A 25,143-nucleotide genomic window follows, 5' to 3' on the forward strand; every position below is an offset into this window, starting at 1 on the left:
TTTGTAAAAAATTCGCCATGCACACACACGAACAATTTATGTACCGCGCTTTGTTTATTGCACAGAAAGGCTTGCCCGCTGCCATGCCAAATCCGTCGGTTGGTGCGGTAATTGTTCACAAAGATACAATTATTGGCGAAGGTTCAACGAGTGCTTTTGGCGGATCGCATGCCGAAGTGAACGCAATAAATTCGGTTAAAAATAAGGAACTTTTAAAGGAAAGCACCCTTTATGTTACGCTGGAACCTTGCAGCCATTATGGAAAAACGCCGCCTTGTGCAGATTTAATCGCAAAAATGCAGATTCCGAATGTGGTGATTGGTTGTGTGGATCCTTATATTGAAGTCGCAGGAAAAGGCATTGAAAAACTGAAAAATGCGGGTGTTAATGTTATTGTTGGCGTTTTGGAAAAGGAGTGTATCGAGAGTAACAAACGATTTTTTACGTTTATCCAGAAAAAAAGACCTTACATTATTTTAAAATGGGCAGAATCGGCAGATGGATTTATTGCTCCCACTGAAAAGAACGAACAAAAACCTGTTTGGATTTCTAACAATTATTCCCGACAATTGACGCACAAATGGCGTAGTAAAGAAATGGGCATTTTAGTTGGGACAAAAACCGTTTTAGATGATAATCCTTCATTGACAACTCGAGATTTTGTGGGAAAGAATCCGGTGAGGATTTATATTGATGCAAATAATAAGATCGATGCATCGTTTGCAATTACAAATACAGAAAGTAAAACGATTTGTTTGTGTGCGGAATTTCCTTTGAAACCGATTAATCAAATTATTTATAAAAAGATTGATTTTAGCGATTTAACTGCCGAAGTCAATAAAATTTGTGTGGAAGAAAATATTCAATCGATAATTATCGAAGGTGGATCGCACACTTTACAACAGTTTGTTGGTGCGGAATTTTGGGACGAAGCACGCGTTTTTAAAAGCGATGTAATTTTAAATGAAGGCATAAAAGCTGCTGAATTAAAAAATACTGTTCAAGTTTCTGTGCAAAAAATTCAGAACAACATTTTAACGTATTACAAAAACCAAAATAATGACTGATACTTATAAAACGATAGAAAAACCAAGCGAAGAAGTGTTGTTTAAAGAAAAAAACAGCAAGTTTTTCGGCTATGCTTTTCCGGTTGAGTCAGAAAATGAGGTTAAAGAAATTTTAGATCAGGTTAAAAAACAGCATTATACAGGCAGACATTGGTGTTACGCTTATCAAATTGGTACGAAAACAAAGATTTATCGCGCTAATGACGACGGTGAACCTAACAACAGCGCAGGAATGCCTATTTACGGACAAATACAATCGTTTGATGTTACAAACGTTTTGGTAATTGTGGTTCGATATTTTGGCGGGGTAAAATTAGGAGTTGGCGGTTTAGTTACGGCTTACAGAACTGCTGCACAAATGGCTTTGGAAACGGTTGAAATTGTAGAAAAAACAATAAACACGCACTATCTTATTCGGTTTGATTATAAAAATATGAATAAAGTAATGCGCGTTATTAAAGAAAAAAACCTGAATGTTGTAAATCAGGTTTTAGAATTGGATTGTTTGATTGAAATTTCCTGCAGACTCACTCAAAAAGAGGAAATCTTTAATGCGTTCAATCATATTTTTGAAGTTTCTATTACAGAAAAAGAAGATTAATCTTCTAATTTACCACAGATGCACGGATTTTTTATGTCTACAACCAATAAAATTCAATCTTACTACTTATGTAATTATTTTTATCTGTGAATCTGTAGCAATTTAAATTAATCGTATTTAAAATTCAATAATTGCTCTTCCATCAGCATTCTAAAGCCGTCTGATTCCAATCTGGTTCCTTCGTTTATAAAATCCATCATGTGCAAAGCAAAATAAGGCGCTTTCACTTTTGGCAGTTTATAGTTTTCATACAGAAAATCGGCAGAATATACCTTTAGAAAACGCTCCATAACATTTATTTCACGCTCTACCGAAAGTGCTTTTCTGTTCGTTTTTGCTTTACCGGAAAGTTTGTTTACAAAACCATCTAACTTAATGTTTCCTGTAGCCGAACTTTTATCGTTATATGTAATTTGATTGTCTTTTTTAACAGCGCGTTCTGCTTTGGTCAATTCCGGCGATGTTCCCAACCCTAGCTTATTGTTCATGTTGGTATATTCAATTTCCAATTCATCCAAAACAGTAGAATCGGTTAAAAGCACATTCAAACTTTTTCTGTCGATTACCTTTTGCGAAACTTCTATAGTTTCCACAATTGTTCCATTCACATAAAACGATAATTTGTCGTTTACATTCAAAGGAATGGTTTTATAAACATTCTGTCCCAATTCAATTACAGGATCGTTATTATGTTTAATTGCAATTTGCACTCCTTGGGATGGATTGTACACACGAGCTTTTAAAGCAACAGGTGTTTGTGCCATTAAAAATCCCGAGCAAAACAAAAACATCATTAAAATAAACTTTTTCATAGTTGTAATTTTTTTGTAGAATTTACGATTTTTTGTTTGTTCCTAAAAAAGTTTTTTTGCTTTTAACAATATTTACCCGTTGATTAATTTTTCAAGATATTCAGGAACCGAAATCGGGCGTTTTGTTTTCATGTCAACAAACACCAAAACTGTTTGCGCTGTTGTTAATAACTCGCCCTTTTGGTTAACAATTTCATAGCTAAATTCAATCTTTACGCCACCTAGAAATGCCAGTCTGGTTATTACGGTTAATTTATCGTCATAATACGCAGGTTTCTTGTAATTCATATTTAAAGAAACCACTGGTAACATCACCCCGCTGTCTTCAAGCTCTTTATATGAAACCCCTTTGTTTCTAAGCCATTCCACACGACCCATCTCAAAATATTGAGCATAATTTCCATGGTAAACCACCCCCATTTGGTCGGTCTCTGCGTATCGCACACGTATGCTAATTTTGTGTTCTTGCATAAAAAAAATAGTTTGAAAAATTTTATAATTCGAATAAAAAATTACTTACAATATTATTTCTAAAAATCAAATAGTAAAATCATTTTTTTTGATGATTTTTATTCACATATTTGTAAATGAAAATGTGTTTTATGTAACTCTCTAAAACACTATTATTAAACACCATTATCTCTAATAAAAATGCTTGATTATACACAAGAAACCGCAATATCTGTTTGGAATCGTTGTCTGCAATTCATAAAAGACAACATTGGCGACCAGGCGTTCAAAACTTGGTTTGAACCAATTGAGGCTATTGAGTTAACTGAAAATGCTTTGTATATTCAAGTTCCTAGTAAATTCTTCTATGAATGGCTAGAAGAACATTATGTAAAGGTATTAAAATCTGCATTACAAAAGGAACTTGGTTCTAAAGCAAAGTTACTTTACAAAATTAAAATGGAGAATACTTCGGGAACAAAACAACCGTTTACCGAACAATTACCTAGTACCCAGAGAGAACCTGTTAAAACCCAGGAATTAGATGTTCCTGTGCAGACAAAAAATCCCGAATTAAAAAATCCGTTTGTAATTCCCGGAATCAGAAACGTTAAGATAGAATCACAGTTAAATTCTAACTACAGTTTTGATAATTTCCTGGAAGGCGAATCGAACCGTTTGGCTCGTAGCGCCGGTATGGCAGTTGCCAACAAACCGGGCGGAACCGCTTTTAACCCGTTATTGATTTACGGTGGCGTTGGTTTGGGAAAAACGCATTTGGCACACGCTATTGGTGTGGAGATTAAAGATAAACATCCGGAAAAAACCGTATTATATATTTCGGCAGAAGTTTTTACACAGCAATATGTTGATTCTGTTAGAAAACAAACCCGTAACGATTTTATTTATTTCTATCAGTTGATCGATGTATTAATTGTTGATGACATTCAGTTTTTATCTGGAAAATCGGGTACACAAGATGTATTCTTCCACATTTTCAACTATCTGCACCAAAACGGAAAACAGGTTATTTTAACTTCTGATAAAGCTCCGGTTGATATGCAGGATATCGAACAACGTTTGTTATCTCGTTTTAAATGGGGACTTTCGGCAGAAATAATGCACCCAGATTTTGAAACTCGTGTCAATATCGTAAAGAATATTTTGTATCGCGATGGTGTTGAAATGTCTAACGATGTTATAGAATACGTTGCAAAGCACGTAAAAACGAATGTCCGTGAATTGGAAGGAGCCATTATTTCGTTAATTGCACAATCGTCTTTCAACAAAAAAGAAATCACGGTTGATCTGGCTAAAAGCGTCATTGAAAAGTTCGTTAAAAACATTCGAAAAGATATTTCTATAGACTACATTCAAAAAATAGTTTCCGATTATTTTGAGTTGGATATTGAAACACTTTGTTCAAAATCGCGAAAAAGAAATATTGTGCAAGCCCGCCAATTAGCTATGTTTTTTGCAAAGAAATACACCAAATCGTCGTTAGCAAATATTGGTTCGCAAATTGGCGATCGCGATCACGCTACGGTTTTACACGCTTGCAAAACGGTTGACAATTTATTAGAAACCGACAAAGAGTTTAAAGCGCATTTCGAAGACATCAACAAAAAACTATCTATGTAATGGCAAAAATATTAATGGTTTGTTTGGGTAATATTTGCAGATCGCCGTTGGCAGAAGGCATTTTAAAATCTAAATTAAAATCTGAAGTGTTTTTTGTAGATTCTGCCGGAACCGGTGCTTGGCACGCTGGCGAATTACCAGATAAAAGATCAATTGCCGTTGCAAAAAAATACGGTATCGATTTAACAACCCAACGCGCAAGACAGTTTTGTTTAGACGATTTTTCTACTTTTGACTATATTTATGTTATGGATAAAAGCAATTACGAAAATGTTTGCAGACTGGCACCAAACGATGAAGCAAAGAAAAAAGTACAGCTAATTTTAAACGAGTATCATACTGATAAAAACATGGAAGTTCCCGATCCTTATTACGGTGGCGACAATGGTTTTGACGATGTTTACAATATGTTGAATGAAGCTTGCGAAAAGATAAAGATAAAATTAGAAAACGCTTAAAGGCGTTTTTTTATATTTACAGATATGACAACATTAGGCACCTTATATTTAATTCCGGTAATGTTAGGAGATGAAACTCCTGCTCCAGATGTTTTACCCGCAAGTGTAATGCGCACGGTTTCGCTCATTAACGATTATGTTGTGGAAAACAGCAAAGTTGCCCGCAAATTTATTAAAGCAATTGATCCAAATAAAGTTCAGGCTACTTTAAATTTATTCGAGCTGAACAAACACACCGATGCTAAAGAATTAAAAACATTTATTCAGCCTTTGTTAGAAGGAAGAAATATGGGTTTAATGAGCGATGCCGGTTGTCCCGGTGTTGCAGATCCAGGTGCGGTGATTGTTGCAATGGCACACGAAAAAGGCATTAAAGTAGTTCCGCTTACTGGTCCGTCATCAATTTTACTTTCGTTGATGGGTTCAGGTATGAACGGACAATCGTTTACTTTTAACGGATACCTTCCAATTGATAAATCAGAAAAAAAGACGATGTTGAAAGATTTGGAAAAATGGTCTTTTGAACGCAATCAATCTCAAATTTTTATTGAAACACCTTACAGAAATAATCAGCTGATTGAAGAAATGGTTCAGGTTTTAAATCCAAACACGTTGTTGTGCGTTGCCTGCGATTTAACATTACCAACCGAAATTATGCTGACAAAACCTATAAGTTTCTGGAAAAAACATAAAATAGATTTACACAAACGTCCGTGTATCTTTATTATTCACAAAAAATAAGCGAAACTTAACGTTTCGCTTATTTTTTTGTTCCATATAAAAATCCTAATCGCATTCGGATCAGCATCTTCTTAACAAAATTCCAGAAAAAGGTGTGTTGAAGAAATATCGTACCAATAATAATCAACAAAACTTTGTAAACAGGTAAAATTAAAATTAACGATAATGGCCAGTAAATCAACGGATGCATACTTTCTTTTGTGATACCAATCAATTCTAAAACCGGACGCGTAATATATGCCGATGTACTGCCAGTAATAGCAAACACCACTAAAATTACGATAAACTGAAAATTAGATGTAATTCCCCACTTTTGTTTTAACGAAGCCATAATTTATTTTTTGTCGATGCAAATTTACAAATAATTTAATCTAATCGTAAATTATTAACTTGCTGAAAATACAATAAATAGTGATAAAGCATGTAATTAACTTCGTATCCGTAATGGGTTTGCGAATTGTAATCGATACTGTATTCAATAACACTATTCATTCTACCAGCACGCGCATTCCATTCCTGCACCCATCTTCGATTTTTATTCTCTAAAAAAGCAATAGAATAATGATCTTTCGGTTTTCTGTTCGTACTAAACCAACGTTCAAAACCATTATCCATAATAATAACCTCGTATTCCAAATCTGGGTTTGACAGCGTTACTTTACCGTTTTCAATTTTAGTCGTTCCTTTATCAATAGCATCGGTTTTAGGCTGTACAACACAACTCATAAAACTCAACCCCATAATTCCTAAAAATAGATTCACCGTTTTCATTTTTTTATTCTTTAAGATAAATGTACATTTGTTATCTAACAAAAATCATACAAAATGGTTACTACAGATCAAATAAAGGGTCTTATTGATCGCCTTGGTGCGTTAAGGAGGTATCTTTGACATCGATCAGAAATTAATTGAAATACAAAACGAAGAAGAAAAAACGTTTGCTCCCGATTTTTGGAACAACGCCAAAGAAGCCGAGATTTTGGTACGAAACATTCGATCTAAAAAGAAATGGGTAGAAGGTTACCAAAGTGCGCAAAGCAATGCGGAAGAACTGCAGGTTTTAATGGAGTTTTTTGCTGAAGGAGACGCATCGGAAGAAGAAGTTCAAAACCAATATGATGCAACAGTAGAAATTGTTGAGGATTTAGAGTTTAGAAACATGCTTTCGGACGAAGGTGACAGTTTAAGCGCAGTTGTACAAATTACAGCGGGTGCCGGTGGAACAGAAAGTTGCGATTGGGCTGCTATGTTAATGCGTATGTATTTAATGTGGGGCGAAAAAAGCGGTTACAAGATTAAAGAGTTGAACTTTCAGGCAGGAGATGTTGCCGGAATAAAAACGGTTACTTTAGAGTTTGAAGGTGAATTTTCGTTCGGATATTTAAAAGGCGAAAACGGCGTACACCGTTTGGTTCGAATTTCTCCGTTTGATAGTAATGCGAAGCGTCATACCTCATTTGCGTCGGTATACGTGTATCCGCTGGCAGATGATACGATTGAGATTGAAATAAATCCGTCTGATATTTCGTGGGAAACCATGCGATCATCGGGTGCAGGCGGGCAAAACGTAAATAAGGTTGAAACAGCAGTGCGTTTACGCCACCACCCTACCGGAATTATTATTGAAAACTCTGAAACACGTTCGCAGCTTGATAACAAAACTAAAGCCATGCAGTTACTTAAATCGCAGTTGTACGAAATTGAGTTAAAGAAACGTCAGGCTAAACGCGATGAAATTGAAGCCAACAAAATGAAAATTGAGTGGGGATCGCAAATCAGGAACTATGTGATGCATCCTTACAAATTAGTAAAAGATGTTCGCACGCAATTTGAAACCAGCGATGTTGACAGTGTAATGAACGGCGGAATTGATCCGTTTTTAAAGGCTTATTTAATGATGATGGGTCAGAAAGAAGAAAATTAAAACCATAAAAAAACTCCTAAAGAAATTTAGGAGTTTTTTTGTTAACCAATATTTACAAATTGAGGTGAAATATATTCATATTTAATTGCTTGCGACAGTACTTTTGCCATTTCTATTATAGATTTTTTAGCTGTTTCATCAATTAAGTAATAAATAAGTTCTTGATTATCATTCATTTTCATAGGATCACTTTCACTTAAAATATATCCATACTTATCTGCCTGACTTTGTAAATTAGACAATTCTGATTCACTTTCAAGTTTAACTACAATAATATTTGTCTCCTTCATTATTGAATACTTATTTGATCCTTCAATTACTTTTCGAACATTATGCACTTCAGAAATATTTTGGACCTGACTGATGTATTCATTTAACTTTTCGCAAGATAAATTTCCTTCTTTAAAATATCCAAAAACAACTTTAGTTGGATAGGTTGAAAACATATCAGGATAAATAGCAGTAATCTTTCCTTCTGAATTAAGTGGCAAATCAAAAAGAGAGAGCCCTTTTAATCGTTCACTTATAACAGCATCAAAAATTCCATAATCAAATTCTATAGCTATTACATTATTTTTTACATTACTAACTAACTGTTGATCTTGTTGATAAGATGAAACAACTTGCTCGTTACAAGTACTAATAACATTATCATCTGAAGAACAAGAAAGTACTAAAAAGAACGCTAAAATTGATAGTAGTTTTTTCATATTTAAAATTTTAAATCGAACCATCCGTCACGAACAGCATATATGTTCCCTTTATCGTCTGCACAGTCAAAACTAAAGCGTGCTGCTATTATTCTATTTGGAAAATCAAGCTTTGAGATTGTAATTGTTCCTCCTATTTCATTATTTGTGGAACAACTTACATAGGGAATATTTGGTCCATAAAATTCACTGTGAGCCTTAATATTAGAATTTAAATTTCCTTTTATTGAATATGTTTTTCCCTCTTCTAATTTAGCACTTGAAAAAATTGATACTCGAGAATATTCATCATTCTTCCCTAACTTCATAAGTATCATCTGTTCGGATACTGAAATAACACTAGAAATCTCTTTAGCATCATCAGAATCAAACGAAGACATTCTTTTTCCATTAAACGTATATTCAACGGAATTACTTCCATTCATTGTTAACGGAAATTGCTTTTGATCATCATCGGAAGAACAAGAAACAAAAGCGAAAAACGTAACAAGTACTATTATTTTTTTCATAAGTTTAATTTTTGTAAAATATAAAAACTCCTAAATTTCTTTAGGAGTTTTTAGTTTTATTGAGCCTCTAGAGGGACTCGAACCCACGACCTGCTGATTACAAATCAGCTGCTCTAGCCAGCTGAGCTACAGAGGCAAAATAATATTGTAAATTCAGTAAAAAATCAAATTAAAAATTTTGAGCCTCTAGAGGGACTCGAACCCACGACCTGCTGATTACAAATCAGCTGCTCTAGCCAGCTGAGCTACAGAGGCAAAATAATATTTTCAATTTGATTAAGAACTTGAGCCTCTGGAGGGACTCGAACCCACGACCTGCTGATTACAAATCAGCTGCTCTAGCCAGCTGAGCTACAGAGGCGACTCATTTACGGTTGCAAATATACTGCTGTTTTTTTATTTTGCAAGTGCTTCCGTAACTTTTTTGTCAGTTTTTTTTAACTATAAAGCGTTAATTTTTTCAACCAATTGATTAGCAGTTCCTTCTAAATCTGAATAAATTGCTTTGAAGTGTGCTTTTTTATTTTCTGCTTTTTTATCGTTTACACGCTCAATTAAAGTATCAAATTTATTAATTGCTTCATCTATAATTGCTTGCGATTCATCTGTTGGTTTTCCTGCTGTAGAAAGCTCCCAAATGTAAACTGCTTCAATAATATCACCCAATACAAAATTGATATCTTTTTTTAAAGTTCTAACGTTTGCCATAATTCAATAATTATAATTTATTAATAAATACTTCTAATAAGGTTGCATTGCCTTGTAAGGCAAAATTGTTTAATTGTGCCGGTACTAAAACGGTATCGCCTTGTTTTATTTCAAAACGTTCGTTTTGGGTTACCAAAGCCGCATTTCCTTCTGTGCAAATATACACCAAAAAACAATCGTTGTTTTTAGTTATTTCATAAGAAGACGTTAAAGACACAATGTTGGTTGTAAAGAACGGACAATCGATCAGTTTTACCGATTCATCGTCAATTTTTACGTATTCTATTTTTGGATCTTTTTTGTTGTAATCAATAGCTTCTAAAGCTAAATCTACATGAAGTTCGCGTTCGTTTCCTTGATCGTCTACCCTATCCCAATCATAAACTCGATACGTAATATCTGATGTTTGTTGGATTTCTGCCAATAAAATTCCGCCGCCAATGGCATGAATGGTTCCGGTTTCAATAAAAAACACGTCGCCTTTTTTTACGTAATATTCCTGTAAAACGCTTGGAAGTGTTTTATTTTTTAGGTGATCTAAATATTCTTCGGAAGAGCTATCTTCTTTAAATCCTAAAATAATTCGAGCATTTTCATCGGCTTGCATTACGTACCACATTTCGGTTTTTCCGAAAGAATTGTGTCGTTTTTTTGCCAATTCGTCGTTAGGGTGCAGTTGAATAGACAAATCTGTTTTTGCATCTAAAAACTTAAATAACAAAGGAAACTGCTTACCGTATTTTTGATAAACTTTTGTTCCTAATATTTCGTTTGGATACAAATCAATCAATTCTGCTAACGATTTTTCTTTATAAATACCGTTGGTTACAATATTTACATCGGTATCAATCATAGAAATTTCCCAGCTTTCGCCAATATTATCGTGTGAAAGTTCTTTTCCCAACGACAGAAGTTTGTTACCACCCCAGATTCGTTCTTTTAAAATAGGCTGAAATTGGATCGGGTAACTTTTGAAAGCGGTTGAATTTGACTGATTATTTATATGTTGTTTAATTGAATTCAATTTTAAATGCGTTCGATTAAATTAAGTTTGCAATGTACAAATTTTATTAAAATATTTTTTCTAAAAATATCATAAACCACAATACTTAACGAAATTTCGAGGGGTTTCGTACAAGGTTATTTCCAAATCTAACTTTAAAGGAAGGCGTTTTCGCAATTTATGCCAGATAACGTATGCAATATGTTCTGCCGTTGGATTCAATTCTTGGAATTCAGGCACATCTAAATTCAGGTTTTTATGATCGAAAGGAACTTCTACTTCTTCGTAAATAATATCGCTTAAATCTTTAATATCGATCACATAACCTGTTTCAGGATTTACCGTTCCGGTAACTTCTACAATTAATTCGTAGTTGTGTCCGTGAAAATTAGGATTGTTGCATTTACCAAAAATCTTCTGGTTTTTTTCATCAGACCAATCTTTGCGGTATAAACGGTGCGCCGCGTTAAAATGCGCTTTTCTACAAACAGTAACTCTCATAAATTAAACTTTCTGTGCTTCGATGTGATGATAAAACTTATCGAAAATAATTTTAAACCATTCGGTATAAACTTCCGGATGCTGCAGCATGTCTTGCTTTACAGCTTCAATACTCATCCATTTCCAGCTTTCAACTTCTTCTTTATTGATCGAAGGATTTTCGTTAAAATAACCAACCATAACATGATCAAATTCATGTTCGGTTAAACCGTTATCAAACGGAGCCTTGTAAATAAACGAAAACAATTCTTTTAATTCAACCGAAAAACCCATTTCTTCAAACAAACGTCGTTTACCTGCATTGATATTACTTTCACCGTTACGCTGATGACTGCAACATGTATTGGTCCACAACAAAGGCGAATGATATTTACCCGCAGCGCGCTGTTGCAACATGATTTCGTTTTTATCGTTCAAAATAAAAACAGAAAAAGCCCGGTGTAACAAAGCTTCTTCATGTGCCTGTAGCTTGGGCATTAAGCCAATTGGCTCGTCTTTTTCGTTAACTAAAATTACTTGTTCTTCGGTTATCATAGTTTATTAAAGCAAATATCAAATTTACCACAATTAATACAAATAAAAAACACCCTTCTTTCAAAGGGTGCTTTTTGTTGATTTTTCTGTTATTTTACAATAATTCTGTTTGTTGTTATTTCACCGTTATAGGTTGATACTATTAAATAAACTCCGGCTGTTGAAAATTTGGTTTCAAACACATGACTATTGATGTTGTTCATTTCTTGTTTGTTGATCAATCGACCATCAACTGTAAAAACATGAATATTTAAATTAGTCGGTTTTCCAAAATTGTACGCAACATTAACCGTTTCGTTGATGTTTACAGGGTTTGGATACGCATTCACTTTTGAGTTTGAAACGGTTTCAGGTTTTGAATTTTCTTTTGCTTTGGTTGTGTATCCTACAGAAAAGGTATCATATCCGTTTCCGTCTGCATCAAACATAACATTTTCAAAAACTAATTGGTTTCCTTCTACTTTTCCTTGAACTCTTAAAACGTTACTGTTTGCAAATGATGTTTCGTTTTGATTGATCAACAACTCATACGTTCCAGTTGACTTTAACGATCCTAAATTAAAACGTAACGTAGTTAAATTAGATGCTGTATTTGTTTGAACCAACCACGATGAATCTAAAATTTCGTAATCGTTTGCTTTTACAAATGATGTATTTTCATTGGTTGTTCCAATAAACAAATATTCGTTGTTGTTAAAACCGTTCGTGCTGATTTCGATACGCTTATCAACAGAATTAACCGTTTCGGCTTTGTTCAAACCAAAATAATCGCTTTTACCAACACCTGTAATGTTTGTATTATACTGTGCGTTTAAGTTGTTGTTCCACATCTGTTTTCCGTTAGCATCTACATAATTTGCAGGATTTATTAACGAAATTCCATATTTTACAGATAAATACGTTTGAATTTGTTGATGATCTAATTCTGTGAATTTATCATTTACATAAATTACTTCGTAAACATCGGTTAAATCGTTTTGCGCATCAGAAACAGCCACGTAATTTTTATCGCCATTTGCATGCGGATAATCAAAACCATATTTTACAATAGCTCCGGTTTTTCTTTTCTGATCAACCGTAGCAGCATCGTGGTAATTAATATTATGCGTTGTTACATTGTGCTGTGCACATGTAAATGTAAAATTCAATAAATCTTTTTCAACAGTATCTTCAGACTTGAAAACCATGTAAAAGTTTGAATTTCCTGCACCAATATTCGTTACTAACGATTGATTTGTACCCTGACTCAACGAGGCATTTTTATTAAATACCTGTTTTGTATTTTGCGTTTTACTTGGTTTTGCCCAAAATGTTGCTCTGTTTTCAAAGGTTTGAGCAAATGTTGTTACAGATGTAAATAAAACTGCTGCTAAAAGTATTTTTCTTTTCATAATGTTTTGTATTTTAATCTAATATACAAATTAAATTGAAATGAAAATAAAAAAAACTCATAGAAAATATGAGTTTATCTTAAAATTATTTTTTTTATTACTTCCTTACCTAAATCTTCATTTATCATGGTAATGATTTTATCTAAACCGTAGCTTAATTCTTCTCGCAACACATTGGATGATAACGCAACAAACAGTGTATCCTTCCGCAATTCTACCTGTTGTGTGTAAGCTGCAATTCCGGGACCTAAAAGTTTTATCCAGGCTTCGCGAACATTTAATTTATCGATACCTTTTTCTAAATTATAGCCCGTGATCATTTTACCCAAAACATCTTGAATAGACGATTCTTCGTGTGATCTTTTATAAGGATTAAATTTTTTATTATTCATTTACTACAATCGGCGTAAACCTTTTATATGTGTATTTTATGTCGTTTTGGTTAATAATTACCAATTCGTCTTTTGTAAGTTTATCAACCTTTTCTGTCCATTTGGCGTAATCTGTAGAATATTTCAGATATGTTGCATTGGCAGAATCTAAAACTGTGAACTGTTCTTTTATACCGTTTGTTTGATTTTTTCCATCGAACTGCGGTACAACTTTAGTACGTGTTCCCTTTAAATCTTTCAAATCAAAAAAATCTACGTTGTTGTTCGATTGAAATTCTTTGGTATCGCCGTCTGCAGTTTTTACTTCGTTGATTTCCCAATAACCGTTTAAATTCTTCAATTCTTCGGCAGAAATTGATTTGGAACAAGAAACTGCCAACAAACTAAAAGCAAATAAGCCTAAAATATTTTTCATTATTTAAAGAATGAATCTACGAATTCGTATTTATTAAAAACCTGTAAATCTTCGATCCCTTCTCCTACTCCAATATATTTTACGGGAATTTGAAACTGATCTGAAATACCAATTACCACGCCGCCTTTTGCCGTGCCGTCTAACTTTGTTACTGCTAACGATGAAACTTCGGTTGCTGCAGTGAATTGTTTTGCCTGCTCAAATGCGTTTTGACCGGTAGATCCGTCTAAAACCAACATAACATCGTGCGGTGCATCGCCAATAACCTTCTGCATTACGCGTTTTACCTTGGTTAATTCGTTCATTAAATTCACCTTGTTGTGCAAACGTCCGGCAGTATCAATAATAACTACATCGGCATTTTGTGCAACCGCAGATTCTAATGTATCAAACGCAACTGAAGCCGGATCTGATCCCATTTGCTGTTTCACGATAGGCACCTGAACGCGATCTGCCCAAATCTGCAACTGATCGATAGCTGCTGCACGAAAAGTATCTGCTGCACCTAAAACCACGTTATGACCTGCTTTTTTGAACTGATACGCCAGTTTACCAATAGTTGTTGTTTTACCAACACCATTTACACCGACAACCATGATAACGTAAGGTTTTTTATCTTTAGGAACATCGAATTCTGTAGCTTCGCCCGATTTTGTTTCAGAAAGTAATCCTGAAATTTCTTCGCGCAAAATTTTGTTCAGCTCGTCGGTTCCCAAATATTTATCTTCGGCTACACGCTTTTCAATACGGTTGATAATCTTCAAAGTGGTATTCACACCTACGTCTGAGGTGATTAAGATATCTTCCAGATTATCTAAAACATCGTCATCTACTTTTGATTTTCCGGCAACTGCTTTTGACAGTTTATCAAAAAAAGATTCTTTTGACTTTTCAAGCCCTTTATCAAGTGTTTCTTTCTTTTCTGATGAAAATAAACGCTTAAAAAAACTCATATCTACAATTTTTAAGTAACAAATATACTGATATTAATTTTAGAATTTCTGATAAAAATCATTCCCTCTAAAATAAAAAAAAGCTACCTAATAATTTAGATAGCTTTTATGTGTATTTGGTGGATGATTATTTTTTTGCTAAAAATTCATCTACTAATTCAGGAGCCATAACTGACTCAACGAATGTGTAAGCACCTGTTTTTGGAGACTTAACCATTTTAATTGCTTTGGTTAATTTTTTTGAACTCCCCTGTAATGTTGCTACGGTTTTCTTTGCCATGACTAACTAAATTATTTAATTTCTTTATGAACTGTTACTTTCTTTAAGATAGGATTGAATTTTTTGATTTCCATTCTATCTGGAGTATTTTTCTTGTTTTTTGTAGTAATATAACGTGATGTACCTGGTAATCCAGTTGCTTTATGCTCAGTACATTCTAAAATCACTTGAATTCTATTTCCTTTTGCTTTCTTTGCCATTGTGATGGAATTTTAATGGTGAACTGAATTACTTTAATAATCCGTTTGCTTTAGCTTCTTTCAAAACTGCTGCAATACCTTTTTTGTTAATTGTTTTTAATGCAGATGTAGATACTTTTAAAGTTACCCATCTGTCTTCTTCAACTATGTAGAAACGTTTCTTTACTAAATTCACAGAAAACTTTCTCTTAGTTTTGTTCATAGCGTGAGACACGTTGTTTCCAACCATGGCTCTTTTACCTGTAATTTGACAAACTCTTGACATTATTTCTTACTTTTAAAATCAGTGTGCAAAATAACAAATTAAAATTTATTAAAACAAATGTTATTGGTTATTTTTTAAATATTTATACAGAATTAACCATGTTTTTTCTACCGCTGCCTGTATTACCTTATTTCTTGGCTGACCAAAATTAAAAGTGAAGGACTCTACTTTATCGTTAAAAACAAATGCCATGCAAACAGTTCCTACTTCTGCATCGCCATCGCCTTTTAACGGACCTGCATTTCCAGTAGTTGAAATAGCCAAATCGGTTTTGAAAATTCTTTTTGCACCAAGAGCCATTTCGCGCGCAACTTCTTCGCTTACTACACTAAATGTATCAATAGTTTGCTGCTGAATACCTAAAATATTTACTTTAGATTCGGTTGCATAGGTTACGGCACTTCCTTTAAAATATCCTGAAGATCCTTCTACCGATGTTAATTTTTGAGCAATGCTTCCACCTGTACAACTTTCGGCAGTTGCAATTGTCAAGCCGCTTTGTTTTAAAAGCAACACAACTTCGTTAAACAGCGAATCGGCATTTGTTATTCCGATAAAAAATTCAGGAATCAATAGTTGCAATTCTGAAGTTTTATTGATGATCTCGGCTTCAATTTCATCAACAGAACTTCCGGTTTTACTTAATCGTAAACGCACCAAACCAAATTGAGGCAAATACGCCAAATGGATGTTTAAAAGCTGTAAACTATCTTCCCATTTTTCAATCTTTTCTGCCAATAAACTTTCGCCGATTCCAACAGTTAAAACAGTTTTATGAACGATTGCTTCTAACTTAAACTGTTCTTTTATATAAGGAAGTAATTTTTCGGTAACCAGATATTTCATTTCGTAAGGCACACCCGGTAACGACACAAAAGTTGTTTGTTCTTTTACCATTAACATTCCCGGAGCTGTACCAACTTCGTTAAACAAAACCGTACAATTAGACGGAACATAAGCCTGCTGACGGTTCATTTCGGTAATTGGGCGGTTGTAATAACCTTCGATCAGCTTTTTTACGTGAAGATAGACCTCATCGTTAAAAACCAATTCATCATTAAAATAATGTGCTAACGTTTTTTTGGTAACATCATCTTTTGTCGGACCCAAACCGCCGGTAAGTACAACCAGATCAACCTGATTTTGATACCTATTTATTGTATTGGTAATAACTTCAATGGTATCAGAAATTGCTACTTTTTCTAAAACTGAACAACCAATTGCCTCTAATTCCTGACCTATAAAAACACTGTTGGTATCAATTACCTGTCCAATTAACAGCTCATCTCCTATTGTTACAATTACCGCTTTCATTATAAAACTTTAAAGCCAAACATTTTTTTATCTTCTAAGAAACCTTCCAACACATCGCCGCTGTTCACTTTTGATACACCGCTTGGTGTTCCCGTAAAAATAATATCGCCTATTTTCAACGTAAAAAACTGCGATATGTACGAAATTAATTCATCAATCTGCCACAACATATCCTGCGTGTTTCCGTTTTGAACAACTTCATCATTTTTCATTAATTGAAAAGATATATTCTGAACATTATCAAACTGATCTTTATCAACAAATTCACCTATAACCGTTGCGCCATCAAATCCCTTTGCAATTTCCCAAGGCAAACCTTTTTCTTTTAGTTTAGATTGAACATCGCGCGCGGTAAAATCAACGCCCAACCCAATTTGATTATAATATTTATGAGCGAATTTTGGACTGATGCTTTTACCCACCTTGCATATTTTAACCAAAACTTCTACTTCGTGATGTACATCGTTTGAAAAATCGGGAATAACAAACGGAAACGTTTTTAGTAAAACCGATGTATCAGGCTTCATAAAAAGTACCGGTTCTGTCGGTTTTTGGTTAGAAAGCTCATTGATATGATCAATATAATTTCTGCCTACACAAATAATTTTCATATTAAAACTTATTGGTTAGTTTGCGCAATTTTATTCCTGTCAGTACTTTTTTGGTGTATAATGGAAAATCGGCGTTTTGTATCCAGCCAAAATAACCTGGTTCGCGATCTAAAACATCATCAACCAAAGCACCTTTATGCTTACCGAATGTAAAAATTTCTTCTCCGTTATCATTCAAGGCGATAAATCCTGCAAAATCGACCGATTTTTTACGAGTAGTAAATACAGAAAGTGCTTTCATATCGTTCTCTAAATCTTCGTAACGATCTAACTGCGCCTTTAAAATTTCATATGTAGCTTCGGTATCGGCTGCTGCAGAGTGTGCATTTTCAAGCGACTGATTACAATAAAACTTTAAAGCTGCACTTAATGTACGTTCTTCCTTTTTATGAAAGATCGTTTGCACATCAACAGAAACTCGATTTTTCATATCGAAATCAACTTCTGCGCGCAATAATTCTTCAGCCAATAAAGGAATATCAAATCTATCTGAATTGTATCCGGCCAAATCGGCATCTTTAATCATGTTGTAAACCTGACCTGCCAATTCTTTAAAAGTTGGCTCGTTTGCTACTTTTTCATTGGTAATTCCGTGAACAGCCGTTGCATGCGCAGGAATTGAAACCGTTGGGTTTACGAGCCACGTTTTACTTTCTTTGTTTCCGTTTGGGAAAATTTTTAATATCGATATTTCTACAATCCTGTCTTTTGCTACATCAATTCCCGTTGTTTCTAAATCGAAAAAACAAATAGGACGGTTTAATTTTAATTCCATATTTTTTGTTTAAGGTTTAATGTTTCAAGTTAAAATCAATCTTAAAACACTTACTTTAATTATTTAATTTCTATAACCAAAAATCTGTTCGGCACATTTAATTGCGCATTTTTCTCCATCGATTGCTGCAGAAATAATTCCGCCCGCATAACCTGCGCCTTCGCCACAAGGATACAGTCCTTTTATTTGCAAATGCTCCAACGTATCGTCGCTTCTTGGGATACGAACCGGCGATGATGTTCTACTTTCTGGCGCATGTAAAATAGCATCATTCGTAAAATAACCTTTCATGCTTTTACCGAATTCCTGAAAACCCTGACGCATGATTCCTGTTAGAAACTTTGGAAAAACATCGCCTAATTCTGAAGAAACAACTCCGGGAACATACGATGTTTTAGGTAACGATTCGGAAACTTTTTTGTTTGAAAAATCGACCATTCGCTGTGCCGGAACTTCTTGCGTTTTACCTGCAACTTTCCATGCGGTGTTTTCAATTTCTTTCTGAAAATACATTCCTGCCAACGCACCGTGTTTTTCGTACGGTTTAAAATCCTCTAGCTTTAATTCTACTACAATTCCCGAATTTGCTGTGATTTGATCTCGTTTTGAAGGCGACCAACCGTTTGTAACAACTTCTTCAACATCGGTAGCACAAGGCGCAATAACTCCACCCGGACACATACAAAACGAATACATACCGCGACCGTTTACCTGTTTTACAATAGAATACGGCGCTGGCGGAAGAAAATCGCCACGGAAATCGCATGAATACTGAATACTGTCTATCAAAGACTGCGGATGTTCTGCACGAACGCCCAATGCAAAAGGCTTGGCTTCTATAAAAATATTTTTTCGATCTAATAATTCAAAAATATCGCGAGCCGAATGTCCGGTTGCCAAAATAACCTGATTTGCCGCAATGGTTTCGCCTGTGTGCAACACCGCACCTTTTATTTCGTTGCTTTTAACATCAAAATCAACCACACGTTTATCAAACAAAACCTCCCCACCAAATTCGGTAATTTTATGACGCATATCTTCCATGATTTTCGGCAGTTTGTTGGTACCTATATGCGGATGCGCTTCAACCAAAATATCTTGCGATGCACCAAAAGCAACTAAAAGTTCTAAAATACGGTTTACATCGCCCCGTTTTTTCGATCGTGTGTATAACTTTCCATCTGAATACGTTCCTGCACCACCTTCGCCAAAACAGTAATTGGAATCGGGATTTACAATATGATCTACATTAATTGCCTTTAAATCTCTACGGCGACCACGAACATCTTTTCCACGTTCCACAACAATAGGTTTTACGCCTAACTCTATCAGTTGCAATGCCGCGAAATATCCTGCAGGTCCTGCCCCAACTACAATTGCTACCGGTGCATCTTTCACATTTTTATAATCTGGAAACGACACCGATCTGTGCTGCACATCTTCTCCTTGAAAGAAAACTTGAACTTTAAGATTGATCTTCACTTGTTTTTGTCGGGCATCGATCGATCTTTTTAAAATGGTAACATGCTGAATTTCGTTTGAAGGCGTGTGCGTTAATTTGGCAACGTAATCTACCAGCAAATGATTTGTAGCTGCAATTTCCGGAAGGACTTGTAATTGTATTTCTTGAGGCATTTTGTTATAAAGCAAATTTGAAACTACAAAAATACATTAATTATAGATTTGTTTAAAAGGATGTTTTAAATTTACTGAAATTTGACAAAATGGAACGACAGATAAAATTAATCTGGGATTTTAGAGGTCCCGATGCTTTAAAAACAGCCGAACATCAGGAAATTCATTTAAAAGAATTTATTGTTATTGAACAACTACCGATCTCGATTTCGGGTTTTCAGCAGATAAATGAGTTTCATTCGATTGCTTTTATTGTGGTAAACGACGAAATGATGCGAAAACTGCGCGATGTTTTAAAACCGCACCGTGGTGAGTTATATTCTGATATTGCATAAAAAAACTCCTTAGTAATTAAGGAGTTTTTTTTAATTCGCTACTTCGCTGATAAACTTTATACGCATTAATCGAAGTTCTTCTATATCATAATCGCCATCGAATTCTTTTAAAGCTGCTTTTATAGAATCGTTTTCGGCATCCATAAAATATTCTTTGATTTCTTCCTGCTGATCTTCATCCAAAACATCATCAACCCAATAATTGATATTCAGTTTAGTTCCAGAATACACAATCTGCTCCATTTCTTTCAACAAAGAATCCATATTCATACTTTTGGCAGCCGCAATATCTTCTAGCGATAATTTACGATCCACACTTTGAATAATAAACAGTTTTAAGGCAGAATTTGCTCCGGTTGATTTTACAACCAAATCATCTGGGCGAATAATATCGTTTTCTTCAACATACCTTGTAATTAAATTGATAAAATCTTTACCGTATTTTTTTGCCTTACCTTCACTTACACCATGAACATTTGCCAGTTCATCTAACTTAACAGGATATTTCAACGCCATATCTTCTAAAGACGGATCTTGAAAAACTACAAACGGCGGAACATCCATTTTCTTGGCAACTTTTCTGCGTAAATCTTTCAACATACTAACCAAAACTTCGTCGGCAACATTAGATGCTTTTGCATTTGTAATGATGGTTTCGTCGTTGGTATTTTCGTAATTATGATCTTCGGTCATCATAAAAGAAGTAGGATTTTGCAGAAAATCTTTTCCTTCTTTTGCCATTTTCAATACACCGTAACTTTCGATATCTTTAGATATTAAGTTTGATACCAAAACCTGACGAATCAATGCCATCCAGAATTTATCGTTAAACTCTTTTCCTGCACCAAAAACGCTTTGTGCATCGGTTTTGTAGGATTTTATAACGGCATTTATTTTACCCAATAAGGTAAGTACAATTTCTTTTGATTTATAAATCTGCTTGGTATCCTGAATGGTTTTCAACAATAGTTCCACCTGATCTTTCGCTTCTTTTTTGGATTTCGGATTACGTGAATTATCATCCATATCGGCACCGTCGCCATTCACTTCATCAAATTCTTCGCCAAAATAATGCAATAAAAATTTACGTCGCGAAACCGATGTTTCTGCATACGCAACCACTTCCTGTAACAAAGCAAAACCTATTTCCTGCTCTGCCAACGGTTTGCCAGCCATGAATTTCTCCAGCTTTTCAATATCTTTATAAGAATAGTAAGCCAAACAATATCCTTCGCCACCATCGCGACCAGCACGACCGGTTTCCTGATAATAGCTTTCTAAAGATTTTGGTATATCGTGATGAATCACAAAACGCACATCGGGCTTATCAATTCCCATTCCAAAGGCAATAGTAGCCACAACCACATCTACATCTTCCATTAAAAACATATCTTGATGTTTGGCGCGTGTTTTAGCATCTAAACCTGCATGATATGCCACTGCCGAAACTCCGTTTACCTGTAAAACCTGTGTTATTTCTTCAACCTTTTTACGGCTTAAACAGTAAATAACACCCGATTTTCCTTTAAACAGATTGATGAATTTGATAATGTCCGATTCTACATTCTTGGTTTTCGGACGAATTTCGTAATATAAGTTAGCTCGGTTAAACGAAGCTTTAAAAGTATTTGCATTGGCAATTTCCAAGTTTTTAAGAATATCTTCCTGAACTTTTGGTGTTGCAGTTGCCGTTAAACCTATGATTGGAATATCACCTAATTTTCTGATGATGTTTCGCAGGTTTCTGTATTCGGGTCTAAAATCGTGTCCCCATTCAGAAATACAATGCGCTTCATCGATCGCAATAAAAGACAAAGGCACAGAATTTAAAAATTCTACATATTCGTCTTTTGTTAAAGATTCTGGTGCAACGTACAAAAGTTTGGTAACACCTCTTTTGATATCTTCTTTAACCTGTGTAATCTCTGTTTTTGTCAATGACGAATTCAATACGTGTGCCACACCAATTTCGCTTGAAAGTGCACGAATGGCATCAACCTGATTTTTCATTAAAGCAATTAAAGGCGATACTACGATTGCGGTTCCTTCCAAAACTAATGCCGGCAACTGGTAACATAAAGATTTACCGCCGCCTGTAGGCATAATTACAAAAGTGTTGTTACCATAAATAATACTGTTTACAACCTGCTCTTGCAATCCTTTGAACTGACTGAATCCGAAATATTTTTTTAATTCTTTATATAAGTCAATTTCGATTGATTTCATGTTTTTAATAATGCTATTTTATCTAAATTTGCAATTATAAAGATATACAAATCTTTTAGTTTTATCAAAATTTACATAACACGTTTGTATTTTGGACATTAATTTTAACATATTAGCAGCTGCAAAAAGCACTTTAAAAGCTGAAAGCGATGCGATTACAAAGGCTATTGATTTTTTAAACGATGATTTTTTAAGATCGGCACAAGCCATATTTAACACAAAAGGAAGGCTGGTTATTACCGGAATTGGCAAGAGTGCACATATTGGTCAGAAAATAGTTGCTACTTTAAACTCTACCGGAACGCCGTCTTTGTTTATGCACGCTGCCGAAGCCGTTCATGGCGACTTGGGTATGATTACGAAAGACGACGTTGTTTTGTGTATATCGAAAAGTGGAAACAGTCCGGAAATTAAAGTCTTGGCTCCGTTATTAAAACGCGATGGAAATATTTTAATTGGAATGACCGGTAACGATTCTTCTTTTTTAGGAAAAAATTCAGACTTTGTTATTAATGCCTATGTTGAAAAAGAAGCCGACCCTAACAATTTGGCTCCTACAACAAGTACAACCGTTCAATTAGCTTTAGGCGATGCTTTGGCTGTTGCGTTAATTGAAATGAGAAACTTTACTGCAAACGATTTTGCTAAATTTCATCCCGGTGGTGCTTTAGGCAAGAAGCTGCTCCTTAAAATAAAAGATATTTTAGACGCTAAAAACAAGCCTGCGGTTACTGTAGAATCAACTATACAGCAAGTTATTTTTGAAATATCGAACAAGCGTTTAGGCGTTACTGCTGTTTTAGATGGATCAGAAATTAAAGGAATTATTACCGATGGCGACATAAGACGAATGTTAGAAAAAACAACCGATTTATCAGCAATCAAGGCAAAAGATATTATGACGGTGAATCCGAAATCAATAGAAATAAATTCAAAAGTAGAAGATGCTTTAAACATTATGGAATCGTTTGAAATTACGCAATTGGTAGTTACAGATAACAATCTATATGCCGGAATCATTCACCTACACGACATTTTAAAGGAAGGAATTGTATCGTGAAAAATAAAAACACCAACAAAGAAATGTCGTTCTTAAACCATTTAGAAGAATTAAGATGGCTTTTAGTACGCAGCTGTATTGCAATTTTAATAACATCGGTAGTAGCTGTTTTTTTTAATGAATTTATTTTCGATGTAATTATTTTCGGTCCAAAACAAGGCGATTTTGTTACCTATCAGTTTTTTTGTGATGTTGCAACAAAATTTGATTTGAACAAATCGTTCTGTGATAATGAACTACCTTTTGTAATTCAGAACCGAACAATGGACGGACAATTATCTGTAATGATATGGACGTGTATTACAGCTGGTTTTATTATGGCATTTCCTGTTATTTTATGGGAATTCTGGAAATTTATACGTCCGGCATTATATGAAAACGAACGTAAATACGCGAAATTGTTCATATTTATATCAAGCATTTTGTTCTTTTTAGGTGTAGTTTTCGGATATTTTGTATTGGTTCCATTATCAATCAATTTTTTAGCTAATTTTACCATAAGTAGTGTAGTTGAAAATCAAATAGATATCAATTCATATATCAGTCTGGTTAAAACAACATCGTTGGCAACTGGTTTGGTTTTTGAACTACCTATCATCATTTTCTTTTTAACTTACTTAGGTTTAATTACCGATAGTTTTTTAAGAGAATATAGAAGATATGCTTACGTTTTGATTTTGATTGTGGCAGCAGTTGTAACTCCACCCGATGTAATCAGTCAGCTAATTGTATCATTTCCGTTAGTAATTCTGTACGAATGCAGTATTGTTGTTGCTAAAGTAATTACAAAGCGTAATCTACAAAAAGAGAAAAATGCAGCTTTAACAAACAAATAAGCTATGAAGTTAAGAGCAGAAAATTTAATTAAAACATATAAAGGTCGAAAAGTTGTAAAAGGTATTTCGGTTGAAGTAAACCAAGGAGAGATTGTGGGTTTGCTGGGACCGAATGGTGCCGGAAAAACCACCTCTTTTTACATGATTGTTGGGTTGGTAAAACCTAATTCAGGAAATATTTTTCTAGATAATTTAAATATTACCAATTATCCAATGTACAAACGTGCACAAAATGGCATTGGTTATTTGGCACAAGAAGCATCGGTTTTTAGAAAGTTAAGCATAGAAGACAATATACTATCGGTTCTACAGCTTACAACATTATCAAAAAAAGAACAAGAAGCTAAAATGGAATCTTTGATTGATGAGTTCAGTCTACAGCATATCCGTACCAACCGTGGCGATTTACTATCGGGAGGCGAACGCAGAAGAACAGAAATCGCACGCGCTTTGGCAACAGATCCAAAGTTTATTTTGTTAGATGAACCCTTTGCAGGTGTAGACCCCGTTGCGGTAGAAGACATTCAGCGCATTGTGGCACAGCTGAAAAACAAAAACATTGGTATTTTAATTACCGATCACAATGTTCAGGAAACCTTGGCTATCACCGACAAGACCTATCTGATGTTCGAAGGAGGAATACTTAAAGCAGGTATTCCGGAAGATTTGGCTGAAGATGAAATGGTTAGAAAAGTATATCTTGGACAAAATTTTGAATTACGAAAAAAGAAATTAGAATTTTAGCATTAAATTTCGATTTAAAACTAAAAAACAATACTTTTGCGAAGCTAAAAGA

Annotated in this window: 32 protein-coding genes and 3 tRNA genes; 10 read left to right on the top strand and 25 right to left on the bottom strand. The window is 34.5% G+C overall.

The window, feature by feature from the left end; all coding sequences use genetic code 11:
• Positions 1-17: 17 nt before the first annotated feature.
• Positions 18-1,067, top strand: coding sequence for a bifunctional diaminohydroxyphosphoribosylaminopyrimidine deaminase/5-amino-6-(5-phosphoribosylamino)uracil reductase RibD (ribD, locus tag F0460_RS05765; RefSeq protein ID WP_150011175.1), 1,050 nt, complete (start codon positions 18-20; stop codon positions 1,065-1,067).
• Positions 1,060-1,668, top strand: a complete 609-nt coding sequence (locus tag F0460_RS05770) for an IMPACT family protein (RefSeq protein WP_150011177.1) — start codon at positions 1,060-1,062, stop codon at positions 1,666-1,668. Before ribD ends, F0460_RS05770 begins: the two co-directional genes overlap by 8 nt.
• A 107-nt stretch (positions 1,669-1,775) precedes the next feature.
• Here the strand turns inward: F0460_RS05770 and F0460_RS05775 are convergent, their stop codons facing one another.
• Together F0460_RS05775 and F0460_RS05780 are read right to left on the bottom strand one after the other, a co-directional pair.
• Entirely contained in the window at positions 1,776-2,480 is a 705-nt protein-coding gene (locus F0460_RS05775) for a hypothetical protein (RefSeq protein WP_150011179.1), read from the bottom strand.
• A gap of 72 nt (positions 2,481-2,552) precedes the next feature.
• The gene (locus F0460_RS05780) at positions 2,553-2,951 is read right to left on the bottom strand and encodes an acyl-CoA thioesterase (RefSeq protein ID WP_150011181.1); all 399 of its coding nucleotides are present in this window, start codon (positions 2,949-2,951) and stop codon (positions 2,553-2,555) included.
• 180 nt (positions 2,952-3,131) lie between these two features.
• Here F0460_RS05780 and dnaA point away from each other — a divergent pair, with 180 nt between their 5' ends.
• The 3 genes from dnaA to F0460_RS05795 are packed head-to-tail and all read left to right on the top strand — an operon-like array spanning position 3,132 to position 5,770.
• Positions 3,132-4,571 (top strand): chromosomal replication initiator protein DnaA, encoded by a 1,440-nt coding sequence (gene dnaA / locus F0460_RS05785; protein WP_150011183.1) that lies wholly within the window; start codon positions 3,132-3,134, stop codon positions 4,569-4,571.
• On the top strand, positions 4,571-5,029 hold the full coding sequence (locus F0460_RS05790; RefSeq protein WP_150011185.1) for a low molecular weight protein-tyrosine-phosphatase: 459 nt from the start codon (positions 4,571-4,573) through the stop codon (positions 5,027-5,029). Before dnaA ends, F0460_RS05790 begins: the two co-directional genes overlap by 1 nt.
• A gap of 24 nt (positions 5,030-5,053) precedes the next feature.
• Entirely contained in the window at positions 5,054-5,770 is a 717-nt protein-coding gene (locus F0460_RS05795) for an SAM-dependent methyltransferase (protein ID WP_150011187.1), read from the top strand.
• A 19-nt stretch (positions 5,771-5,789) separates the two neighbouring features.
• Here the strand turns inward: F0460_RS05795 and F0460_RS05800 are convergent, their stop codons facing one another.
• Both F0460_RS05800 and F0460_RS05805 read right to left on the bottom strand, forming a co-directional pair.
• On the bottom strand, positions 5,790-6,101 hold the full coding sequence (locus tag F0460_RS05800; protein WP_150011189.1) for a DUF6787 family protein: 312 nt from the start codon (positions 6,099-6,101) through the stop codon (positions 5,790-5,792).
• Positions 6,102-6,136: 35 nt separating this feature from the next.
• Positions 6,137-6,541: a DUF6146 family protein gene (locus F0460_RS05805; protein WP_150011191.1), complete on the bottom strand. Its 405-nt coding sequence runs from the start codon at positions 6,539-6,541 to the stop codon at positions 6,137-6,139.
• Positions 6,542-6,595: 54 nt separating this feature from the next.
• Here F0460_RS05805 and prfB point away from each other — a divergent pair.
• Positions 6,596-7,694, top strand: a protein-coding gene (gene prfB, locus F0460_RS05810) for a peptide chain release factor 2 (protein WP_150011193.1) whose coding sequence is annotated in 2 segments (ribosomal slippage) — positions 6,596-6,658 and positions 6,660-7,694 — 1,098 coding nt in all. Because the reading frame shifts where the segments join, the coding sequence is not laid out codon by codon here.
• A gap of 41 nt (positions 7,695-7,735) precedes the next feature.
• Here the strand turns inward: prfB and F0460_RS05815 are convergent.
• The 20 genes from F0460_RS05815 to F0460_RS05910 form a co-directional block, all read right to left on the bottom strand.
• The gene (locus tag F0460_RS05815) at positions 7,736-8,404 is read right to left on the bottom strand and encodes a hypothetical protein (RefSeq protein ID WP_150011195.1); all 669 of its coding nucleotides are present in this window, start codon (positions 8,402-8,404) and stop codon (positions 7,736-7,738) included.
• 2 nt (positions 8,405-8,406) lie between these two features.
• On the bottom strand, positions 8,407-8,913 hold the full coding sequence (locus tag F0460_RS05820; protein WP_150011197.1) for a hypothetical protein: 507 nt from the start codon (positions 8,911-8,913) through the stop codon (positions 8,407-8,409).
• Positions 8,914-8,975: 62 nt separating this feature from the next.
• A tRNA-Thr gene (locus tag F0460_RS05825) sits at positions 8,976-9,049 on the bottom strand.
• A gap of 45 nt (positions 9,050-9,094) precedes the next feature.
• A tRNA-Thr gene (locus F0460_RS05830) sits at positions 9,095-9,168 on the bottom strand.
• A gap of 32 nt (positions 9,169-9,200) precedes the next feature.
• Positions 9,201-9,274: transfer RNA gene (locus F0460_RS05835), tRNA-Thr, on the bottom strand.
• A gap of 80 nt (positions 9,275-9,354) precedes the next feature.
• Complete coding sequence (locus F0460_RS05840) at positions 9,355-9,621, bottom strand: hypothetical protein (protein WP_150011199.1); 267 nt, start codon at positions 9,619-9,621, stop codon at positions 9,355-9,357.
• Between the two features lie 10 nt (positions 9,622-9,631).
• Positions 9,632-10,645: a type I phosphomannose isomerase catalytic subunit gene (locus F0460_RS05845; protein ID WP_223810773.1), complete on the bottom strand. Its 1,014-nt coding sequence runs from the start codon at positions 10,643-10,645 to the stop codon at positions 9,632-9,634.
• A gap of 69 nt (positions 10,646-10,714) precedes the next feature.
• Positions 10,715-11,125 (bottom strand): 6-pyruvoyl trahydropterin synthase family protein, encoded by a 411-nt coding sequence (locus tag F0460_RS05850; RefSeq protein ID WP_150011200.1) that lies wholly within the window; start codon positions 11,123-11,125, stop codon positions 10,715-10,717.
• 3 nt (positions 11,126-11,128) lie between these two features.
• Positions 11,129-11,656 (bottom strand): isopentenyl-diphosphate Delta-isomerase, encoded by a 528-nt coding sequence (idi, locus tag F0460_RS05855; RefSeq protein WP_150011430.1) that lies wholly within the window; start codon positions 11,654-11,656, stop codon positions 11,129-11,131.
• A gap of 92 nt (positions 11,657-11,748) precedes the next feature.
• Positions 11,749-13,050 (bottom strand): T9SS type A sorting domain-containing protein, encoded by a 1,302-nt coding sequence (locus tag F0460_RS05860; RefSeq protein ID WP_150011202.1) that lies wholly within the window; start codon positions 13,048-13,050, stop codon positions 11,749-11,751.
• A gap of 74 nt (positions 13,051-13,124) precedes the next feature.
• A complete protein-coding gene (locus F0460_RS05865; protein ID WP_150011204.1) occupies positions 13,125-13,442 on the bottom strand; it encodes a DUF721 domain-containing protein in 318 nt (105 codons plus the stop codon).
• Positions 13,435-13,857, bottom strand: coding sequence for a hypothetical protein (locus F0460_RS05870; protein WP_150011206.1), 423 nt, complete (start codon positions 13,855-13,857; stop codon positions 13,435-13,437). Before F0460_RS05870 ends, F0460_RS05865 begins: the two co-directional genes overlap by 8 nt.
• On the bottom strand, positions 13,857-14,810 hold the full coding sequence (gene ftsY / locus F0460_RS05875; protein ID WP_150011208.1) for a signal recognition particle-docking protein FtsY: 954 nt from the start codon (positions 14,808-14,810) through the stop codon (positions 13,857-13,859). Before ftsY ends, F0460_RS05870 begins: the two co-directional genes overlap by 1 nt.
• Before the next feature lie 127 nt (positions 14,811-14,937).
• Entirely contained in the window at positions 14,938-15,090 is a 153-nt protein-coding gene (locus tag F0460_RS05880) for a DUF4295 domain-containing protein (protein ID WP_150011210.1), read from the bottom strand.
• 11 nt (positions 15,091-15,101) lie between these two features.
• The gene (rpmG, locus tag F0460_RS05885; protein WP_091521250.1) at positions 15,102-15,290 is read right to left on the bottom strand and encodes a 50S ribosomal protein L33; all 189 of its coding nucleotides are present in this window, start codon (positions 15,288-15,290) and stop codon (positions 15,102-15,104) included.
• A 28-nt stretch (positions 15,291-15,318) separates the two neighbouring features.
• Complete coding sequence (gene rpmB / locus F0460_RS05890) at positions 15,319-15,555, bottom strand: 50S ribosomal protein L28 (RefSeq protein WP_124898804.1); 237 nt, start codon at positions 15,553-15,555, stop codon at positions 15,319-15,321.
• Between the two features lie 60 nt (positions 15,556-15,615).
• Positions 15,616-16,869, bottom strand: coding sequence for a CinA family nicotinamide mononucleotide deamidase-related protein (locus F0460_RS05895; protein WP_150011212.1), 1,254 nt, complete (start codon positions 16,867-16,869; stop codon positions 15,616-15,618).
• Positions 16,869-17,480: a fumarylacetoacetate hydrolase family protein gene (locus tag F0460_RS05900; RefSeq protein ID WP_150011214.1), complete on the bottom strand. Its 612-nt coding sequence runs from the start codon at positions 17,478-17,480 to the stop codon at positions 16,869-16,871. Before F0460_RS05900 ends, F0460_RS05895 begins: the two co-directional genes overlap by 1 nt.
• Position 17,481: 1 nt before the next feature.
• The gene (locus tag F0460_RS05905) at positions 17,482-18,255 is read right to left on the bottom strand and encodes a 3'-5' exonuclease (RefSeq protein ID WP_150011216.1); all 774 of its coding nucleotides are present in this window, start codon (positions 18,253-18,255) and stop codon (positions 17,482-17,484) included.
• Between the two features lie 63 nt (positions 18,256-18,318).
• Entirely contained in the window at positions 18,319-19,890 is a 1,572-nt protein-coding gene (locus tag F0460_RS05910; protein WP_150011218.1) for an NAD(P)/FAD-dependent oxidoreductase, read from the bottom strand.
• An 89-nt stretch (positions 19,891-19,979) separates the two neighbouring features.
• Here F0460_RS05910 and F0460_RS05915 point away from each other — a divergent pair, with 89 nt between their 5' ends.
• Entirely contained in the window at positions 19,980-20,225 is a 246-nt protein-coding gene (locus tag F0460_RS05915) for a hypothetical protein (RefSeq protein WP_150011220.1), read from the top strand.
• Between the two features lie 30 nt (positions 20,226-20,255).
• Here the strand turns inward: F0460_RS05915 and F0460_RS05920 are convergent, their stop codons facing one another.
• On the bottom strand, positions 20,256-22,451 hold the full coding sequence (locus F0460_RS05920; protein WP_150011222.1) for an ATP-dependent DNA helicase RecQ: 2,196 nt from the start codon (positions 22,449-22,451) through the stop codon (positions 20,256-20,258).
• Positions 22,452-22,542: 91 nt separating this feature from the next.
• On the opposite strand from F0460_RS05920, the gene F0460_RS05925 reads away from it, so the two are divergent.
• From F0460_RS05925 to lptB, 3 genes are read left to right on the top strand one after another with little or no spacing between them, the layout of a single operon-like run.
• The gene (locus F0460_RS05925; protein WP_150011224.1) at positions 22,543-23,511 is read left to right on the top strand and encodes a KpsF/GutQ family sugar-phosphate isomerase; all 969 of its coding nucleotides are present in this window, start codon (positions 22,543-22,545) and stop codon (positions 23,509-23,511) included.
• Between the two features lie 23 nt (positions 23,512-23,534).
• Positions 23,535-24,347: a twin-arginine translocase subunit TatC gene (gene tatC, locus F0460_RS05930; protein WP_150011432.1), complete on the top strand. Its 813-nt coding sequence runs from the start codon at positions 23,535-23,537 to the stop codon at positions 24,345-24,347.
• A gap of 3 nt (positions 24,348-24,350) precedes the next feature.
• Positions 24,351-25,091: an LPS export ABC transporter ATP-binding protein gene (lptB, locus tag F0460_RS05935; RefSeq protein WP_150011226.1), complete on the top strand. Its 741-nt coding sequence runs from the start codon at positions 24,351-24,353 to the stop codon at positions 25,089-25,091.
• The last annotated feature ends 52 nt before the right edge of the window (positions 25,092-25,143 follow it).

The sequence above is a fragment of the Paenimyroides baculatum genome, assembly GCF_008629655.1.
Taxonomy (GTDB): domain Bacteria; phylum Bacteroidota; class Bacteroidia; order Flavobacteriales; family Flavobacteriaceae; genus Flavobacterium; species Flavobacterium baculatum.

What these genes read in the sequence shown, in the direction of transcription:
- lptB (WP_150011226.1), top strand. Translation starts at nt 24,351, where the DNA reads ATGAAGTTAAGAGCAGAAAATTTAATTAAAACATATAAAGGTCGAAAA.
- F0460_RS05850 (WP_150011200.1), bottom strand. Translation starts at nt 11,125, where the DNA reads ATGAGAGTTACTGTTTGTAGAAAAGCGCATTTTAACGCGGCGCACCGT.
- F0460_RS05870 (WP_150011206.1), bottom strand. Translation starts at nt 13,857, where the DNA reads ATGAAAAATATTTTAGGCTTATTTGCTTTTAGTTTGTTGGCAGTTTCT.
- F0460_RS05920 (WP_150011222.1), bottom strand. Translation starts at nt 22,451, where the DNA reads ATGAAATCAATCGAAATTGACTTATATAAAGAATTAAAAAAATATTTC.
- F0460_RS05800 (WP_150011189.1), bottom strand. Translation starts at nt 6,101, where the DNA reads ATGGCTTCGTTAAAACAAAAGTGGGGAATTACATCTAATTTTCAGTTT.
- F0460_RS05795 (WP_150011187.1), top strand. Translation starts at nt 5,054, where the DNA reads ATGACAACATTAGGCACCTTATATTTAATTCCGGTAATGTTAGGAGAT.
- F0460_RS05910 (WP_150011218.1), bottom strand. Translation starts at nt 19,890, where the DNA reads ATGCCTCAAGAAATACAATTACAAGTCCTTCCGGAAATTGCAGCTACA.
- F0460_RS05770 (WP_150011177.1), top strand. Translation starts at nt 1,060, where the DNA reads ATGACTGATACTTATAAAACGATAGAAAAACCAAGCGAAGAAGTGTTG.
- F0460_RS05790 (WP_150011185.1), top strand. Translation starts at nt 4,571, where the DNA reads ATGGCAAAAATATTAATGGTTTGTTTGGGTAATATTTGCAGATCGCCG.
- tatC (WP_150011432.1), top strand. Translation starts at nt 23,535, where the DNA reads ATGTCGTTCTTAAACCATTTAGAAGAATTAAGATGGCTTTTAGTACGC.
- F0460_RS05815 (WP_150011195.1), bottom strand. Translation starts at nt 8,404, where the DNA reads ATGAAAAAACTACTATCAATTTTAGCGTTCTTTTTAGTACTTTCTTGT.
- F0460_RS05880 (WP_150011210.1), bottom strand. Translation starts at nt 15,090, where the DNA reads ATGGCAAAGAAAACCGTAGCAACATTACAGGGGAGTTCAAAAAAATTA.
- ribD (WP_150011175.1), top strand. Translation starts at nt 18, where the DNA reads ATGCACACACACGAACAATTTATGTACCGCGCTTTGTTTATTGCACAG.
- F0460_RS05860 (WP_150011202.1), bottom strand. Translation starts at nt 13,050, where the DNA reads ATGAAAAGAAAAATACTTTTAGCAGCAGTTTTATTTACATCTGTAACA.
- F0460_RS05900 (WP_150011214.1), bottom strand. Translation starts at nt 17,480, where the DNA reads ATGAAAATTATTTGTGTAGGCAGAAATTATATTGATCATATCAATGAG.
- F0460_RS05895 (WP_150011212.1), bottom strand. Translation starts at nt 16,869, where the DNA reads ATGAAAGCGGTAATTGTAACAATAGGAGATGAGCTGTTAATTGGACAG.
- ftsY (WP_150011208.1), bottom strand. Translation starts at nt 14,810, where the DNA reads ATGAGTTTTTTTAAGCGTTTATTTTCATCAGAAAAGAAAGAAACACTT.
- F0460_RS05775 (WP_150011179.1), bottom strand. Translation starts at nt 2,480, where the DNA reads ATGAAAAAGTTTATTTTAATGATGTTTTTGTTTTGCTCGGGATTTTTA.
- rpmB (WP_124898804.1), bottom strand. Translation starts at nt 15,555, where the DNA reads ATGTCAAGAGTTTGTCAAATTACAGGTAAAAGAGCCATGGTTGGAAAC.
- F0460_RS05840 (WP_150011199.1), bottom strand. Translation starts at nt 9,621, where the DNA reads ATGGCAAACGTTAGAACTTTAAAAAAAGATATCAATTTTGTATTGGGT.
- dnaA (WP_150011183.1), top strand. Translation starts at nt 3,132, where the DNA reads ATGCTTGATTATACACAAGAAACCGCAATATCTGTTTGGAATCGTTGT.
- F0460_RS05865 (WP_150011204.1), bottom strand. Translation starts at nt 13,442, where the DNA reads ATGAATAATAAAAAATTTAATCCTTATAAAAGATCACACGAAGAATCG.
- rpmG (WP_091521250.1), bottom strand. Translation starts at nt 15,290, where the DNA reads ATGGCAAAGAAAGCAAAAGGAAATAGAATTCAAGTGATTTTAGAATGT.
- F0460_RS05820 (WP_150011197.1), bottom strand. Translation starts at nt 8,913, where the DNA reads ATGAAAAAAATAATAGTACTTGTTACGTTTTTCGCTTTTGTTTCTTGT.
- F0460_RS05905 (WP_150011216.1), bottom strand. Translation starts at nt 18,255, where the DNA reads ATGGAATTAAAATTAAACCGTCCTATTTGTTTTTTCGATTTAGAAACA.
- F0460_RS05780 (WP_150011181.1), bottom strand. Translation starts at nt 2,951, where the DNA reads ATGCAAGAACACAAAATTAGCATACGTGTGCGATACGCAGAGACCGAC.
- F0460_RS05915 (WP_150011220.1), top strand. Translation starts at nt 19,980, where the DNA reads ATGGAACGACAGATAAAATTAATCTGGGATTTTAGAGGTCCCGATGCT.
- F0460_RS05805 (WP_150011191.1), bottom strand. Translation starts at nt 6,541, where the DNA reads ATGAAAACGGTGAATCTATTTTTAGGAATTATGGGGTTGAGTTTTATG.